20 protein-coding genes and 2 tRNA genes are annotated in these 17104 nt (G+C 36.6%); 3 read left to right on the top strand and 19 right to left on the bottom strand.

Features of this window, described 5'->3' with window-relative positions; all coding sequences use genetic code 11:
• Position 1 precedes the first annotated feature (1 nt).
• From QW284_04990 to QW284_05000, 3 genes are all read right to left on the bottom strand, one after another.
• Positions 2–871 carry an RsmD family RNA methyltransferase gene (locus QW284_04990; protein ID MEM0339025.1) on the bottom strand — a complete coding sequence of 290 codons (870 nt, stop codon included), beginning with the start codon at positions 869–871 and terminating at the stop codon, positions 2–4.
• A gap of 95 nt (positions 872–966) precedes the next feature.
• Positions 967–1893 (bottom strand): branched-chain amino acid transaminase, encoded by a 927-nt coding sequence (locus QW284_04995; GenBank protein MEM0339026.1) that lies wholly within the window; start codon positions 1891–1893, stop codon positions 967–969.
• Positions 1894–2030: 137 nt separating this feature from the next.
• Positions 2031–3197, bottom strand: coding sequence for an MFS transporter (locus QW284_05000; protein ID MEM0339027.1), 1167 nt, complete (start codon positions 3195–3197; stop codon positions 2031–2033).
• 590 nt (positions 3198–3787) lie between these two features.
• On the opposite strand from QW284_05000, the gene QW284_05005 reads away from it, so the two are divergent.
• From QW284_05005 to QW284_05015, 3 genes are all read left to right on the top strand, one after another.
• The gene (locus QW284_05005) at positions 3788–4420 is read left to right on the top strand and encodes a hypothetical protein (GenBank protein ID MEM0339028.1); all 633 of its coding nucleotides are present in this window, start codon (positions 3788–3790) and stop codon (positions 4418–4420) included.
• Positions 4421–4659: 239 nt separating this feature from the next.
• The gene (locus tag QW284_05010; GenBank protein MEM0339029.1) at positions 4660–5523 is read left to right on the top strand and encodes an RNA methyltransferase; all 864 of its coding nucleotides are present in this window, start codon (positions 4660–4662) and stop codon (positions 5521–5523) included.
• Positions 5524–5790: 267 nt separating this feature from the next.
• A tRNA-Tyr gene (locus QW284_05015) sits at positions 5791–5876 on the top strand.
• A 156-nt stretch (positions 5877–6032) separates the two neighbouring features.
• Here QW284_05015 and QW284_05020 read toward each other — a convergent pair.
• From QW284_05020 to QW284_05095, 16 genes are all read right to left on the bottom strand, one after another.
• Entirely contained in the window at positions 6033–7361 is a 1329-nt protein-coding gene (locus QW284_05020) for a hypothetical protein (protein ID MEM0339030.1), read from the bottom strand.
• Positions 7354–7791, bottom strand: coding sequence for a hypothetical protein (locus QW284_05025; GenBank protein ID MEM0339031.1), 438 nt, complete (start codon positions 7789–7791; stop codon positions 7354–7356). Before QW284_05025 ends, QW284_05020 begins: the two co-directional genes overlap by 8 nt.
• Positions 7792–7819: 28 nt before the next feature.
• Positions 7820–8302: a hypothetical protein gene (locus QW284_05030; GenBank protein MEM0339032.1), complete on the bottom strand. Its 483-nt coding sequence runs from the start codon at positions 8300–8302 to the stop codon at positions 7820–7822.
• A gap of 47 nt (positions 8303–8349) precedes the next feature.
• Entirely contained in the window at positions 8350–10086 is a 1737-nt protein-coding gene (locus QW284_05035) for a hypothetical protein (GenBank protein MEM0339033.1), read from the bottom strand.
• 292 nt (positions 10087–10378) lie between these two features.
• Positions 10379–10466, bottom strand: a tRNA-Ser gene (locus QW284_05040).
• Positions 10467–10538: 72 nt separating this feature from the next.
• Positions 10539–11147, bottom strand: a complete 609-nt coding sequence (locus tag QW284_05045) for a methyltransferase (GenBank protein MEM0339034.1) — start codon at positions 11145–11147, stop codon at positions 10539–10541.
• Positions 11144–11908, bottom strand: a complete 765-nt coding sequence (locus QW284_05050) for an RNA-guided pseudouridylation complex pseudouridine synthase subunit Cbf5 (GenBank protein ID MEM0339035.1) — start codon at positions 11906–11908, stop codon at positions 11144–11146. Before QW284_05050 ends, QW284_05045 begins: the two co-directional genes overlap by 4 nt.
• Positions 11909–11949: 41 nt before the next feature.
• A complete protein-coding gene (locus QW284_05055) occupies positions 11950–12228 on the bottom strand; it encodes a tRNA pseudouridine synthase A (protein MEM0339036.1) in 279 nt (92 codons plus the stop codon).
• 77 nt (positions 12229–12305) lie between these two features.
• A complete protein-coding gene (locus QW284_05060; protein ID MEM0339037.1) occupies positions 12306–12608 on the bottom strand; it encodes a 50S ribosomal protein L14e in 303 nt (100 codons plus the stop codon).
• Between the two features lie 55 nt (positions 12609–12663).
• Positions 12664–13221: an AAA family ATPase gene (locus QW284_05065; GenBank protein MEM0339038.1), complete on the bottom strand. Its 558-nt coding sequence runs from the start codon at positions 13219–13221 to the stop codon at positions 12664–12666.
• Positions 13208–13483 carry a 50S ribosomal protein L34e gene (locus QW284_05070; GenBank protein ID MEM0339039.1) on the bottom strand — a complete coding sequence of 92 codons (276 nt, stop codon included), beginning with the start codon at positions 13481–13483 and terminating at the stop codon, positions 13208–13210. The genes QW284_05065 and QW284_05070 overlap by 14 nt, the downstream gene beginning before the upstream one ends.
• A 115-nt stretch (positions 13484–13598) precedes the next feature.
• A complete protein-coding gene (locus tag QW284_05075; protein MEM0339040.1) occupies positions 13599–13952 on the bottom strand; it encodes a hypothetical protein in 354 nt (117 codons plus the stop codon).
• Positions 13953–14066: 114 nt separating this feature from the next.
• Entirely contained in the window at positions 14067–15440 is a 1374-nt protein-coding gene (gene secY / locus QW284_05080; GenBank protein MEM0339041.1) for a preprotein translocase subunit SecY, read from the bottom strand.
• A gap of 88 nt (positions 15441–15528) precedes the next feature.
• Positions 15529–15972, bottom strand: coding sequence for an uL15 family ribosomal protein (locus QW284_05085; GenBank protein MEM0339042.1), 444 nt, complete (start codon positions 15970–15972; stop codon positions 15529–15531).
• A gap of 1 nt (position 15973) precedes the next feature.
• Positions 15974–16462, bottom strand: a complete 489-nt coding sequence (locus QW284_05090) for a 50S ribosomal protein L30 (GenBank protein ID MEM0339043.1) — start codon at positions 16460–16462, stop codon at positions 15974–15976.
• Entirely contained in the window at positions 16453–17088 is a 636-nt protein-coding gene (locus QW284_05095; GenBank protein MEM0339044.1) for a 30S ribosomal protein S5, read from the bottom strand. The genes QW284_05090 and QW284_05095 overlap by 10 nt, the downstream gene beginning before the upstream one ends.
• Positions 17089–17104: the final 16 nt, after the last annotated feature.

The raw sequence follows: 17104 nt of genomic DNA on the forward strand, positions 1-17104 counted from the left end.
TCTACAGTAATTTTATTGCTTTAAAACCCTTCACCTTATCTACCCAAACAACATATTCAAATCCAGCTTGTTCCAACCTCCTCTTAATACCTTTGATAATACTTATATTCGAATGCTTTCCTGGTTCACCGGTATAGTGAAATAGCATACCCCCTTTCTTCAAAACTCTATACAATTCCTTGTAAAAGTCTAGACTATAAAGCTCTCCAGAAATGCTATATCTTGGAGGATCGTGAAATATGGCATCAAATTCTTCATCTGAAAAACTCTTTATAGCTATAGTGGCATCTTCTAATACTATTCTAATTCTATTGTCTTCAAGACCTTTGGACCAAGGATTCAATGATGCTATATGCAAAACATTTGGATCCTTCTCTATACTGATAACCTCTTTAGCCCCTTTTGAAACCTCAACAATACTAGAGTATCCAAGGCCTGTACATATATCTAGAACTCTTTTACCTCTCAAAGAACCCAATGAAGATACTTTCATAATTGTGTCTTTCCATGGATTAACATCTACGGTTCTATGCATTTGAATACCGTTTATCTCTAGTGTTGGAGGATCTCTATTCGATAATGGTTTAAGTTTATAGTAATTTCCACTATCATATAAATCAATTCTATAAAGCTTTCCACCCAGATACTTGTACACAAAACCGTATTCCATAGATGCAAGCTCATCAAAAGAAATTTCTGTTCCACTGATTAAAATAGAGCCGATTGCAACTTTCACAATTCTTATTGTTGTGCCAAGATCTAGAGCAATCCTGAATTCTTTAATACCGTTTTCAATGTTTTTAAGTATGTTATCCAAATCCCACTTCGTTAAAACTATACCATCAATATATTTATAGTTGTAGAATAACATAAAAATAGAAACCTATGTAGCTGTATTTTAGAGCAGATAAAAAGTGATGATGCCTATTGGGGATGAGGTGATGATTAAACGGCGGAATTCTGAGATCATAACATCTTTATTTCTGTAACCCACTTTCTATACTTCTCTATTTTTCCAAGCACAACATCATTATAGAGTCTAATAATTTTTTCAGTTATGAGCCCTATCTGTCCATCTCCGATGGTCCTGCCATCGATTTCAATTATAGGTGTTATCTCTGCAGCTGTACCGGTAAAGAAAGCTTCGTCAGCTGTATAGAGTTCTTCTCTTCTAATTCTCCTCTCGACGACTGCTAGACCAAGCTCCTCTCTAGCTAGTTTGATTACTGTATCCCTTGTTATCCCTTCTAAAATTGCATCATATGTTGGCGGTGTTATCAGTGTTTTATCCTTTACTATGAATATATTTTCTCCAGACCCTTCCGCAACAAAACCATCTGAATCCAACAAAATTGCCTCATCGTATCCATTCATAGCTGCCTCAAGTGACGCTAGATGATAAAGCAAATACATTCCAGTCACCTTTGCGTATATCGGGAATGAATCTGCAGTTGGTTTTCTCCAGCTGGAGATTGTACATCTAACCCCCGTCTTCTTTAAATATTTGCCAAATTCAACTGCTATTATAGCAGCATCCACAGGATTTTGAGCCCTTAGACCAAAACTTCCGAGACCTCTAAATACTATTGGCCTTATGTATATATCACTAGTAAATCCATTCATTTTCACAACATCTATTACAGCCTTAATCAAATCATCTAACTTATATGGTATCTGCATGTGGATGATTTTAGCGGACTTAAATAGCCTTCTCATATGATCTTCTAATCTAAAAATCTTTATGTAACCAACATCATAATATCCTCTTATCCCCTCGAATACTCCTGTGCCATAGTGAAGTCCGTGGGAAAATACATGAATTTTCGCATTATCCCATTCAACTATTTTTCCATTGATCCACACATATCTAGGCCATTTCACCTCAACACTCATGTTATCAGCCACAATGATTTTTATTACATACTGTTGTGCCTCTGAATAAAAGTTTTTATAATGTATAAACCATTATTATTAATTTTAATATGCTTAAACAAATATATTTCAGCACTATAAGATCTCAACTGTAGTATTTATATAATAAGTGTTATTAGCACTATTGAGGCGGCCTGCATTATTACCGTATAAACTGCTGTGACCACTGCTGATATCTGCAACAAATAAGCGAAAATGAATGCACCAAGAGTCCATGAAACGCCATATATGAGTCCAAAGGTTCCGTAGCCCATGGCTCTTCTTTCTGGAGGTAGAATATCTGCTATAGAGGCCCTCATAATTGTTTCAAAGCATCCCATCGTCACACCCCAAAGAGCTGATGACACATATGCCACAGTTCTTATAGGGTTGAACGAGTTTATCAATAAGGTTAGTGTTGATCCCAATGCTGCTAGAGGAGCTATATAGAGACTTTTGAACTTCAGTTTGTCATAGGTAATGCCTATGGGTACGGCAACAATTGCATCAGTCAACATTGCTAATGTATATGCCAGAGCTATTTCAGGGTCTGTAAGTACACCCCAGTACCTCAAATAATATGATACGACCATCCAATGAATGTAGCCTAGTGAAAGCATTGTCATGGAGGCTATGTATAGCCAGAATCTCTTTCCCATGCCACTAAAGCTTATCTTAGGTACAGAGACCTCTACTGATTTCACTGATGGATAAAGAAGATATGCAACCAATAAAAATAGTATTGATGCTATTCCAGGTACTAAAAGCAACATGAACGCTGTTTTATATCCATAAACAGCTAATGCAACTGATACTACTACTGGTCCTGCAACAGCTCCTATCTGATCCATTAGCTCATGGATGCCAAACCCCTTGCCCTTACCAATATTTTCTGTGACCTCAGCTAATATAACATCTCTTGTAGGTGATCTTAGCCCCTTCCCCACTCTCTCTAGAAGATACAGCAATGTTGCTAATTCCCATGAACTTGTATAAGATAGAAGGGGAATTGCTGTAGCAGTTATTACGTACCCAAATATGGTGAAGCCCCAAAAAACGGTTGAAGAAGCAAAAAGCGAAGCTAGAAAACCGCTTACAAATCGAAGTCCATATCCAATTAAATCGCCTGAGCTAGCAATGGCAGAAGCTATTGCGGTACCACCAAGAGCTTCTATATAAGATCCGCCAACAGATCTGCCACCTTCATATACCATATCTGCAGTTAATGAAACAAGTCCCAGCAAAATAAATACATAAAGCCATTTCTTATTCTTGTCTTTGCTCATATTATTCACCCAAATACAATATTATGTTGAATTATTTAAGATTTTAGTCATTTATGTGACTTATTAATAAGTCTTAATGCAATCATAAAAATTGTTTAAGACGTGGGCAAGCATCTTGCAAAATTAGTTTAAAGTAAGACGTGAACAATACCATCCTTACATTGGATTCCGAAATTGTAAGGTATTATAAATAGAGGTAAAGCAGTTGATATCATCATTTATGAGGATACATGAAAATATAAATTACTTTGTGAACTTCCTTTAGATTGAATAATTAAACTCTAAATAATATGTAGAAGATCAGACCTGGCTGTGATGACCCGTCGAGCATCTGAATGATGATGTGGTGGTCCTAAACTGATCGTGTGTTCATTCAATCTATTGCTTGTACAACAAAAATTGTGTAGTATCTAGATATTTATTTAAGACAACTAAATATCATAAATTTAACATATTGATTATAAAATCTTATAATCTCTATAGCAAAATAGGTTATCTATGTGCTACCCTATCGAATAATAGCTAGTACAATGGGACTATATGTGGTGAGGCAAGATCCCTAGTATGTACATACTTTGAGATGGGTCTAAATGAGCAGTGAAAATGAGGTTTATGTGATAGGTGATGTAAAAACTTATTTAGAGATGCTTAGTAGTGCCAAGGAAAATGCCATAAAGCTTAGCAGGGATATTTTGGTTTATTGTAGACGTTTAATAACAAGTTGCTTGTATGACAATTGCAACCCTGAATATGCTAAGAAGCTTAAAGAATCATTTTCAATGTTTAGAGAGCAGATTATACAACACCCTGAACTGCTTCATTCTAATTTCTATATTTCAATAGAGTCAGAATATGTTGAAGCTATAATATTTTATCACATTATTGTAGAAAACAAATTCAAAATGTTTAATGAGCTAAACATAGTGCATCCAGCGTCTTACATTCTAGGACTTCTCGATGTTATTGGCGAGCTAAAGAGATACTCTCTTGAACTTGTTGAGAAGGGAAAACACGATGAGAGTCTAAAGATCTTCAAACTTGCTGAGAAAATTTTCAATGAAATCTCTGAATTAAGCCATGTAGAAAATGTTGTTCCAGGTCTAAAGAGGAAAATTGATGTGTATAGAAAAGTCTTGGATGATTGGAGAGAGCTGCTAATAGATCTCTTATCTAGAATTAAATTAGTTAGAACCATAGAGTCTATAAGGATGTTAACAGGCTAGTAATAATGTGTTTTGGTGATGACAGCTAGATAATCTGATTTTGTGATGAACGGTTTCTGGTCTGATAGATACTCATTTAGCTATATGATCCTACATGTTTATAGTACTCCCTATACTTCAAAAGCTCTCTAAACACATAATATCCTCTATTTTTGCATGTATTGCATCTAACGGGTAGCTGCACAGAAATGATGTAAATAGCCTAAAACTTGTTTTAGCAACTTCAACAGATGATTGCTATGAATGATTTGATGAAGCCTTTGAGGACACCTCCTTTAATGACATTTTCAATTCCATCATCATTAATAAGTGATGCATTTGATGATAGAGAGAAGGCTAGGAAAATAGGTTACATTGGGAGAGCAGCTGCAATATTTAGAATTGAAGAGATTATGATATATGTAGACGATTCTAAAGACAAAGCTGAATACATAAACGCTTTATTACAATATCTAGAAACCCCACCCTACTTGAGAAAGAAACTAATTAGAATTAATCCTAAGTTGAAATTTGCAGGCATTTTACCACCCCTCAAAAGCGCTCATCACGTACCAGAGTCATTTGGATCAAATATTAGGGAAGGTGTTGTCATATCATCTAATGGCATAAAAAGCGTTATTGATGTTGGATTAAAGAAACATGTTATTGTATATACGCATTTGCCGATAGGAAAGCGTGTAACTGTTGCACTGAAGAAGGAGTTTAACAATAATTATATTGGTGCTCTTGTAGATAAGGATAACATTGAACTTTACTGGGGATTTGCAACAAAGCTTTTTGAAGATATAAGAGATCTTTTGCAATTTCTCAAAAGCCATGGATATCTAATAATATGTGCATCGAAAAAAGGGAAGATGATATATAATATTGAAAACATTCTTAGCGAAGAACTGAAAATGTATAGCAAACTCAATGTAGTATTTGGGGGGCCGAAACTGGACGTAGATGAAATAGCGCAAAAAAGTGGTATAAACATAGACGATTATTGCAACCATATAGTCAATTTTGTTCCACGCCAAGGTGTTGAAAGCATAAGAACAGAAGAAGCTATACTAATAGTGCTTGCCATACTCAACTACTTAAAAGAAAAACCTAAAACATAAAATACTGGGTTAATCGAGTAAATGCTTAGAAGAAACTAGTTCGCCATGATGATTCCGGCAGATTCTGACCGATGATGCAACTTTCATGGGCTGAAACCATATTCAGTCGGTTGATCTTCTATCATCAATCAAATAAGATCACCTCCATCATCATCCAGCCACCAAAATCTTGCAGATCGTGTACAGCATTTAACACATTAAATAATGAGAACAAAACTTTATAAAGCTAAAAATTATATAGAGCTTGACTGGCTGACTGGCGAAAAACCCGCCGTAGCTCAGCGGCAGAGCGCCCGGCTGTAGTGAGGCGGGCGGATACCGGGTGGTCGGGGGTTCAAGTCCCCCCGGCGGGACTAAAATCATTAAATGTTGTGGATATGTAATTCTATGTAAAATCCTCACAATAGTTGCCATAGCATCACAATATTCCTGTAGTAGTGTAGTAAAGTAAATAAAGAGGATTATGTGTTTAAAATAAAAAAGAGATAAAACTCTGTTTAGTATGTAGATTAACTAACTATTCTAATATTGTTTCCATTGGGAGCAAATATAATTCCTTGTTGTATAGCCTGATAAGTCTTACTGATTTGTAGAGTCGCTGGCGGTAAATTGCTTTCAACTTTGACTTTTACTGTATTATATGGCTCAAATGCACATATAGTCCCCTCACTATTACCTATAGTTATAATTGCATTGGTACTCGATGTTATTTCTACTTGTGATGATGCATAACTGAAATAAGCACCCTCTACATCGCTTCTGATAGTACATCGATTACCGAGGGATGTGAATTGTTTGTTTGATTTGTTTGTAATCCAGTCATCCCTATCTGCATAGGCACCTAAATTGGCTGCTATTTTAATGTCGACTATCCTTATCTTTGAAGGCCAATCACTCCATTCAGGTATATTGTCGCTGATGTGTAGCTTAAGCGAAACTCTGGTTATTTCTCCTCCTGCATAATAATAAAATTCAATTTGATTGGGAAAAGAGTATTCTATTGATGCCACATAGTGCACAGCTTTTCCATCAAACCAAAAAGACTCTTCTCCAGCATCCATATGTGCATACACATATGTATATCCACAGCCATAGGCTGGGCCTACACCACAAACATTATTAATTGTCCAACCAGATGTGTGTACCACCTCCAGCTCTAGTAAAGGTGGAGTGATATTGGGTTTGAACCACGACTTTGTATCTAGTATTGGCAATTGTTCACTGCTTTTTTGAATAGCAAAAGTAGTTGAAGCGTCTGCATAGAAGATTATGTAGCTTTTGTTGGCATCCCATATATACGCTTGTATTTCTTTTCCTGTTTCAGATTCTATGATTTTATAACCACTTGAATTTCCAAGAATATTTTTTGGTATGGCGTACCAATAACCTTTTTCTACATTTAATGTTAGTTGAGGAGATTTTGAAACAGGACTGCAGAAGAGGTTCAAGTTGTTTGTGTATATGCAGACCTTATCCACATTTGGATATTTAGTTAGATTGATGTTTAGCGTTGTAGAGCTGCCCACAGGCACTATTATGCTAGATATGTTTAGGTGATGAGCCATAGAGTTGTTGTATAGAATGATAAGACCCTTTATCACCGAGGTTCCACTCCATTTGTTCACCACAAATAGTTTATATCCATCACCTTCGTATTGAAGGTCTATATATAAATTCTCTTTAGAAGATTTCATATCATTAATTATTTCATAACCTAGCTGTACAATATATGTGCCCCACTCAGATGCTAATATCGTGAATAAAACCATTATAATGATCATTATAATTGCTGAAACATATTCTCCTTGCGCCCTTGCAAGCATATCTTTCTCACCCATAGTCAATAACTACATGAATTTTTCCATTAAATGAACTGACCGCATTCTCTATAGATATAACTTCTCCATAAACAATCTTGTCTCGAAAATACTTACAAAGTCCAGATGACTCACATGGTATTGGCATAACAGTATTCGGCTCTACAACAAACTTGTAGATGCTTCCATTGGCTAGACTCAGTCTAATGGTGATTGGATTGCCCAACGGATTCAAAGCTATGCACAAATATCCATTAGCTGTAACTAGAAAACATCTAATCTTTAACTCTATTCTCTTGCTGATAAATGGATTGGATATGTCATACATTGTGTTAAGATTTAGAAAAACAGCAACACCTATCACCATACTTATTGAAAGAATAATTAACAGCCCAACAAATCCTGATATAGCTTTACGTAAATGCATATAAAAAGATGTTGTTTTGTACATTACTCAAACACCTATCTCATCTCATATGCTAATATATGTACCCTGTGGCAGAGCTCGTCGAAACGCTTTTGTCAACAAATGTTGCAACAACCGTTACAATAACCTTATCGCCTATAACAATAGAAGAACTTGTAGATCTTAGCTGGAGAGCAAGAGATATTTCCTGTCCTGGAGCTACAGAAACAGGGCATGCCACTACGTTAATATTATTATAGCATATCTCATTCCCAATTCTGTTTATAGGTAATAGAGTGAAGCTCGCATTTTTCGAAGAACTGATGTAAATAGTTACGTTGCTGATATCCTTTGTACCTAGGTTCTTTATATTGACTGTTGCAACAGCCACTTTATTATCTACTGAATTTATATTGAAACTTGTTATCGCAATTCTTTGTTGTTGCTGTAATGAGTTGAAGTATCCAGGAGCTAGTGTAAATAGTGCCATACCAATTGCTATGGTTATTACAATGCCAAGTACTATCGCCAGTAATTCGCTAATACCTTTATTCATCCGACTTTTCATCTGACCCCTGGATTTAGATACAAGTTTATAAAATGTCATAGGAGTGAAATTATGAGTAAGGCAAGTAGAGCTAGTGGTATGCTTCTTACAGTATCTATTATTGGAAATCCGCTTCTAATAATTGAGGATACTAGTGAGTATCCAATTAAAGATACTACAATTATAAGCGCTATAGCGCTACTTGGCAATGATGTTATAGCTACAAATTGAAGAATATTTGAAGCAAATAGCGTGTGTAGTGTTCTCCATATCCACAAGATTATGGCTAGATTGGCTATAGCAAAGAATTCAAATATGTACGAGGCTTTCTTAATATTGCCTTCATATGCTTTATATCTGTACAAATACTCATATACTGTTTGTATCGCTTCCTCATTACCCCCACCACTCTCATACATTATCCCTAGCAATAACAACACAAAATTGAATTGAAATGAAGGTGATGGGGCAACCGCTATTGCTTCATCAAAACCATGTCCAGATTCAACTATCGAATTTATATGCTTTAAAAGCTTAGCTGTTTTTGTGCTAATTGATGTACTATTCGCTGTAATATTCAATGCTCTGGGAATTTCGTAGCCATGTTTCTTAAGCTCTGCTGTTGTTTTTAGAATTTCTAGAGAGTCTCTATCAAGGGTTTCTATTTCCTTTAACTGCTTATTCACATTTATACTTGCTATAGATGCTATGATCCATCCCAAGACAATGCCTTGACTACCAATAGATATAAACAATAGTGATGATACAACAACTAATATAATTAGTGGGGTTAGCAACATCCTACCACTAACTCTATTTAACGATTTTGGCCTAGTAACATAAGCTATTGCACATAACAATGGCGTTGCCAAAATCACTGTCACTATAGCTATTCTCCAACTTATGATAGGTATTGCAACCACCAATGTTGGCAATAAGACAAATACTGCAATAGCTATTTGAAGAATTATGAACGTCACTTTTTCAGAATATATCTTTATTTCCCACTCCCACTTAATCAACTCCTCACTTAATACCGTTTTTAACCATGCTACAACATCTCCGCCTTCTCTAAGCCTCATAGCATATCCCAATAATACTCTCCTAAGCTTCTCGCTAGGTGTTATCTTGGCTCTTTGAATAATTGCTTCAACATAGGATTGAAAATATACCAAAGCATCTCTTTTAATAATACTCAATTCTCTCGAAATATATCGTAGAAGATTGGATCCAGAGATCTTTTTCACGAGAAAATCGATTCCACTTCCAACATATTCTGCAACAAGAAGCAAAATCATAAACCACTTTAATTCTGCATCAACAGAACTACTATGATGTTTAACATCAATCACAGGTTTTGCCAAAATGAATACAAACATTATTAGCGGTATGAAAGATGCTATAGACAATATAGGAATTTTATAAATTATTGATAGTACCACCATGAAAAGAGATGTTGATATCACTACAAAGAGAATGTTTATCCCTATCCTTATTTTACCCTCATCCAATGAAGCAAGACTCATAATAGAATATCTCCTATATAAATTAGCTATATTCTTCGCCACATCGCCAGACCAGGAAATTAGTGCCGGCACACCGAAAAGTGTCATAATATATGAGCAAAGAAGCGAAAATTTTAGTGCATTGCTTATAAACTCGCTAATTGAGTTGACCTTGACTAAATCTGTGTTAAATACTAGTAATATCGTTTCAGAAACCAGAACAGCTAATGATATTGCAAGACCAATAAAATATTCTATACAAAGTTTGCTATCTCTAAATGATCTCAAAATAAATTCCCTAATCATTGAAAGCATATTTAAAAGGTACTTAAAGAAATTGCTTAAGAGCTTCGCTTCATGAATTTTTATCTTCTTAACTTCAATATATTAATGGAAAAAGACCTTCTTTGAAGCTACATACAAATATCTAGTCTATTCTATAAAGATTCGTGTACTTCATCTGTATTTCAAGGCAAAGATTAATCTTACGATTTTCTCGGAAAGACTTGGGAGAAAACCTTTAAGAGGTCCTGCTTCATCAACTCTTTCTTAGTCTCTCAACATCAAAATTAAAGTTATTTGGCGCCGGGGGCGGGATTTGAACCCGCGCGGGGATATACCCCACTGGCTCTCAAGGCCAGCCCCTTAGACCGCTCGGGCACCCCGGCGCATTAATGTTTGTTGACGTGTCCAATTTTATTTTTCTAGCTGTTTTGTTTTTAATTGTTTATGAAAATTGTTTATAATTTTAATTTTCGTGCAAGTAGCACTTTGTAGCCTTTTTTTGAGGCTCTTATCTCTACTTTGCTGAATGTCTGTCTCATTAATTTCTCAATTTTTTCGGCGCCTTTTCTTGCAACTATTTGCAGTGTTCCTCCTGCATTTAGATGTTTTGGCGCTTCTACTATTATCCTCTCTACGACATCTGAGCCTGTTGCAAAAGGTGGGTTGCTGTATATTGCATCAAAAACCATGTTTGCTACTGGTTCATATAAATTACCATGGAGAATTATGATAGAGTTTGTATCTAGTTTGTTTCTGATAACATTCCTTCTTGCTAGTCTCACCGTCTCTTCATTTATATCTACCATATAAATCTTTAGTTTTGGGTTTAGCTTAGCTATGGTAATCCCTATTACACCATAACCACACCCCATATCGAGTACCATACCTTCTTCAGGTACTTCAGCATATTCTAGGAGAAGTTTTGTGCCATCATCAATTCTCTTATACGAGAATATGCCGGAAACAACCTCAAATTCTACTGTAACTCCCCTAATAACATCTGATATTAGTGCATAGCCACCTCTTCTCTTTACTTTTCTTGAATAATAGTGAGAGCCTGTCATGATCCCTCTACTTTCTTGGGTTTCTTCCACATAGGTGGGTACATATTTGGTTGCATAACAACACGTTCGATATTTGCCACAATACCCTTCTCACTTTTTATAATCTCGTCTAAATCCATGACACTTTTGCCAATAGCTATAAGCTCTCCCTTCAATGTGAATATAGCTACTCTATCACTTTTTTTCACATCATTCGATAAAGCAACTACACCAGGTGCTGCAAGCTGAGCACCATGTGTTATAGCGCCAACGGCAGAATCTTTTACTATAATCCTTGGCAAGTGAGCAACTATAAATTCTCCTGGTAGAACAATCTTTCGGATGAGGGTCTCATCTCCATATTTACGATGAAGGTAGAGAGCTTCGCTAACCTCATGCATGGTTACAACAGGTAGATCTTCCCTTATATGAGCGACAGCTGTTCTTCTCAACTCCCTCATATGAGCTTCAACACCAAGCAGAAGGCCTATATCATGACAAAGCTTCCTTATATAGGTTCCAGACTCGCATCTAACTTTAAATAAGACATGTTTTCCGTCCTCAACCTCCAGAACTTCTATCGAGTATATCTCCTTAATTCTCAAAGTTCTTTTAACAGATGATCTTAGAGGTGGTCTTTGATATATCTTGCCAATAAACATGTTCATGACCTCCATAAGCCTATCTGCTTCAACCTTATCGTGAAGCTCCATCAAAGCTACATACTCTTTGTAGGAATGCATAAGCAATCCTATGACTCTGGTGGCATTCTCTAGCGCTATTGGAAGTACTCCTGTAACCTTTGGGTCTCCCCGCCCAAACCCTAGATGGGTTTGGGCCCTAGGGTACCCCCATGCCCAGCTTTGGAGATGTTAAACATTTTCTTAATCCATGCTACAATTTCGTGACTTGTTGGACCAGGAGGTTTATCTAGCGGAATAAATCCATAATCTATATATACATCAATAGGTCTTTCAAGTGGATGGAAACCATATTTAGGATCTGTTTCAGCTTCTGATTTAATTATATAGTTACGCGTCTTACCTGCTATTTCATCTAGTCTCTTTAAAAAATTGAGGCCTTTTTCATTTTCTATATTCATAACTCCCACACAATTTCTTATCCTTAACTAGAAATATTTCTTTACTAGAAACATGAAGTATTCTATGCTGCAGAAGACTATCTCTTGAGCAGTGTTGGCGCTAACCTTACCTTTACCTTCTCTTTCATAAACTCTATAAGCCCTGCTTGTTCTAGGGCCTTAGCAACCTCTTCATCAGATGCTCCCCTTTGTATCTCAATTTTTTTGTCAAGCACCTCTATATGGTTTATATTGCATCTCCTTCTTTTTATACCAGAAACCTGCTTCGGCCCTGTTATAAGTACATAGTTTTCATCTATTATATCTACTATCACACACTTTCTACCGGCTTCTCTACCAGCAATTTTTACGCATATTCTTCCGATTTCTATTGCTGGCACGCCCCAACACCTTGTTTTTTACTGTGGTATATCTTTAATTAGAAAGGTTTTTAAGCTATTTTTTAGTGTTTTTAAATACAATTTCAAGTGCTTTGTCTATAATCTCAACAATTTCTTCGGGAGCAAATCTTTCGCTATTAATCACCAGGTCGAAGTCTGTATAATCACTGATGTCAATGTTGTAAAGTTTTAGAAACCTGTTCTTCTCTATCTCTTCTCTTAACTTGGTTTCTCTCAGAACCTCCTCAATTGGTTTTCCATCTCTTTCAGCGAGTCTTCGAACCCTAACATCGAAGCTTGCAACTATTGCTATTCTTAGATCTGCGAGTCCTTTCAGCAACCAAGGAGATGCATGCCCATCTATAACTACATTACCTTTTCTAGCCTCTTCCTTTGCAATAGAATCTAGCATTAAGTCTATAGATGGGTCTTTAGCCGCGATCTCAGTTAACTGTACAAGAGAGAGCCCACGCTCGCTAGCAATGCGCCTAAAAATTTGTCCTATTGAAATGTGTCTTAAACCACGTTTCTGAGCAACTAACTTTGCAATTGTTGTCTTGCCACTACCTGGGGGCCCACCTATTGCTATAACAATTTTCTTATTTTGTGACAGATTCTCTCACCACAATCTTTAGAGCCTCTCTTAAACAATTGGCGCATAGAACTCCTCCAAACATTCTCTGAGGCCTTTTTAATGTCTTCGGCAATTTCCTTCTTAGATCATCTTTTATCGGAACCCCATTCAGTATAGCGCCACATCTGGCACATTTCATTGGGGTATTCTTCCTTCTCTCATAGTGTACAACTGTTTTTCCGCCTGGTGTCTTTCTATGCATTCTCTTATAGGATCTTGACCTAAGAGCGGGCCTTGTCATATATTGAAAACACCAACTATTATCATTGCTACTATATGCAAAGTGTATCTATGTCCACACTTATAAGCTTTAAATGATGGGCCTATTTATTATTTATCGTCTAAAAGCATTTAGCCTAGTATTGACCAAGATACCTCTTTGCATAGTAGTCATATAGAGGTAGATATAGTAAGAATACTAAGAAATGTATCCACACAATCGATATGTTACATGCATTTTCTGCTGGAAACGCTATTGGAATAGGAGCTAGACAAGCACTATTAATTCTAATCAAATCAATATAGCTCCCAAAAAGAATTATTGATATTAATGAATATGAAACAAGTGCTATGATATAGAAAGTAAATGGTATTATAAATTGAAACATTGATAACTTAAAGATGCTCCCCCTAACCTTCTTTACTTGCGATGAGGCAACAATATATTTTTTTCTGCTTATGTAAGCCTTTCTAACTGTTCTCTCTATCATAGCACTTTGCTTTACAACATTATATCGCTTGACAATATTTATTGTACCATAAAGAGCTAAGGTATTTACTGTAAAGCTTATTGCAAGTGCTAACATAACTATAGTTTTCAGACTCTATTCACCTATTAATCTTCTAAGCATTGGATACATCTCAAGCGTTCTCTCATACATCAATATTTGGTAATAGTTATAGACTATTCCTACTGCAAGCAACAATCCTGTTCCAGTACCATAACTGCCAAATATATCGCCAACAAGTGATATAACGGCAACAGCTATTGAGCTGAATACTGCAAGTGGATATATGTACCTCGCTAGATATGATGCCAATACCCTCGGGTTTCTCCTCATACCTGGTATGTCAAGCCCAGACTTTATTAGATTCTCAGCCTGTGCCTCTGGATTGAGACCAGCTATCTCAACCCACAGTAAACCAAATAGAATACACATAGCCATAAACATTATTGTATATGTTATGGACTGCCATGGTCTTATTATGAATGTATATAACGTAGGTGGTGAAAGATAAGCCCGAATAGCGTTGACAGTATCAGCTCCAATATAGTTTTGAAGCAAGTTCAAGAAGAGTACTATATCTGATATTAATATACCTGTAAGCAAAACAGGAATGTTAGTTACATAAAGAAGTTGCAAAGGAACCTTGGTTTTTATACCTCCGTATCTGCTCACAACAATTGGTATATTTATTCTCGCAGCATTAAGATAAGATAGTGCTGCTATTAGGGATATAGATGTTACAAGACCAACAATTGTTGGATATCCTGCTGCAAGCCTATCTATAAAGATATACCAAAAGTTTAATGCACCATTCCTAATACTGGTTATTACAAATGGTATTAGCCCATATATTTCCCCCCCAGACTGAAGAGGATAAGGCGTGAAAAGATCACTGAAGAACCTCCATGCAACACCTATTAAAATGAAGAGGCTTACACCACTGCCAAGCCCCCAACCTTTCTGCACAGCCTCATCAAGCATTATAATCACTATTCCACCCCATAAGAGCTGCGCTACAACAGCAACCTTGATCCATATGGGGACAGCTTGGGGAATATACCAGTAAACCCCACTTACCACAAAACCTGTTGCCTCTACAATGGCAAGTATTATTCCAAGACCTTTAGAGGCTAATGTAAAGTTCTTCCTAGCCTCAGGATCATTTAAGTCTAGGTCTAATATCTTTGCACCAACAAGTATCTGCAGAATCAAACCAGCTGTAACTATAGGACCAATTCCGAGCTGTGCAAAGGTTCCAGACTGCATAGCCAAAATAATACTTATGATTGGAGATATTGCTCCTCTGCCCGCTGTTTGAATGCCGTAAAGCTTTGTTGAAGCTAGCATAACATATGCTATCGCCACCAGCGCTGTAAATAAGAGCCTCTTCCCCAGAGAGACTTTTCTAGCAGGTCTTGGAGCAGATGGTATTACAAGCCCTATCTTTGCTAATGCCTCAATTATTCCCAACATCATACACCCATCATAATGGACAAGGATTAATTGGTTTGAATCTTAAAGATTTGTAAATCAGTTCAGAAAATATATTCTTCACACTCTATTGAAATATTCTTTGTATTACACCTCCTGCCTTCTCTATCTTCTCTTTAGCCTTTTTAGAAAACGATGCAACAAAAACTTTGACTGGATACTCAATGGTTCCTCCTCCAAGAAGTCTATTTATACCTAGCTCTGATAGATTTATGATCACCTTATTGTCTTCCATGGCAACCTTTTGACTTTGCATTAATTTTCTAACAATCTCATTCAATTCACCAACATTTATAGTCCTCACCCTTGCATTCCTACTTCTTGGTGTGAAACCCTCCTTTCCAAACCAATTTCTAAAGTATTTTACTACCCAAGACCATTTATGCTTATGCATACCACCTGCTCCCCTACCTCCTCTAGAACCAGATTTTCTATGCTGACCTATGCTACCCCAGCCGCGATTTCTATACCCATGCATTTTTCTGCTCTTTTTCTCTCTTCTAACAACCATTTTACATCATCCTTAACAACAAATCATTTATCTCCTTGCCTCTATATCCCAGTTCACCACCATCTTTATAAGGTTTTTTGATACTCCCTTTGAATCCTTTTGATGGTGGATGCAACCTAAATATTGGTTTTATCCCATAGTTTTCTAGTTTATGGTAAAGCACTTTATTTTCAAATATCGCTTTTGCTAACACATCTATATTTTCAAACCCTAGAACCTTCTTAACATATTCATCAGTTAGTGGCTTGTTTCCGACTATTCTCCCCCTAGTTTTAAGCAATTGAGTTAAAACAGAGAGATCTATTTCTCCCCATGTTATCCAATCCTTAACCTTTTCTAACATCCCCTCGATCTCCGGGGTGGCAGGGTATATAACGCAGTGGAACTTTCTTGTAAGCCTTAAAAGCCTAAGTGTATATTCCACATCTTTTGGAGTTCCCACGGTTCCTCTTAGCCTTATTATTGCATATAGCTTCGTATTTACTCCCATGCTTTCTTACCCCAGTCAACTGGTGTCACAAATCTATTAGTATTCTTAAGAGCATTGTACACAGCTTTAGCAAAGTTTATGGTTGTTCTTGTCTCGCCTTTGGTGAACGTCCATACATCTCTTAATCCAGCTAAGCGCAAAATTGTTTTAGCCACCTCTCCCGCAACTATTCCTACACCAAGTGGTGCAGGGATCAGCGTTATTTCTACGCTACCAGACTTTCCATTAACTCTAAATGGAACTGAATGTGGTTCGTTACAGCTACACTCCCAACTTCCACAACCTCTTCTAACAGGGATTATGTTTAACTTAGCATCTATGGTCGCTTTTTCTATTGCTGTTCTCAGCTGCTTTGCCTTCCCTATACCTAGACCGACGTATCCATTCTCATTACCAATGGCAACAGCAGCTCTAAACCTTGAAATCCTACCTGCATCAGTCATTTTTTGTACCAACACAACATCTAAAATCTCCTGTTTCAAATTGGGAAGAAGAATATCAATAATTTCAGGCTCCATTATTACTGCATTTAAAGCAAATATTTGATCTATTGATGTAATCTTACCTTCCTTAACCATCCAACCAAGTCTTGTTCTAGGGGTCCACTCCTCAATATTTATGCTCATAGCTGCTGAACCACCT

The organism is Ignisphaera sp., from assembly GCA_038735125.1.
GTDB lineage: Archaea > Thermoproteota > Thermoprotei_A > Sulfolobales > Ignisphaeraceae > Ignisphaera.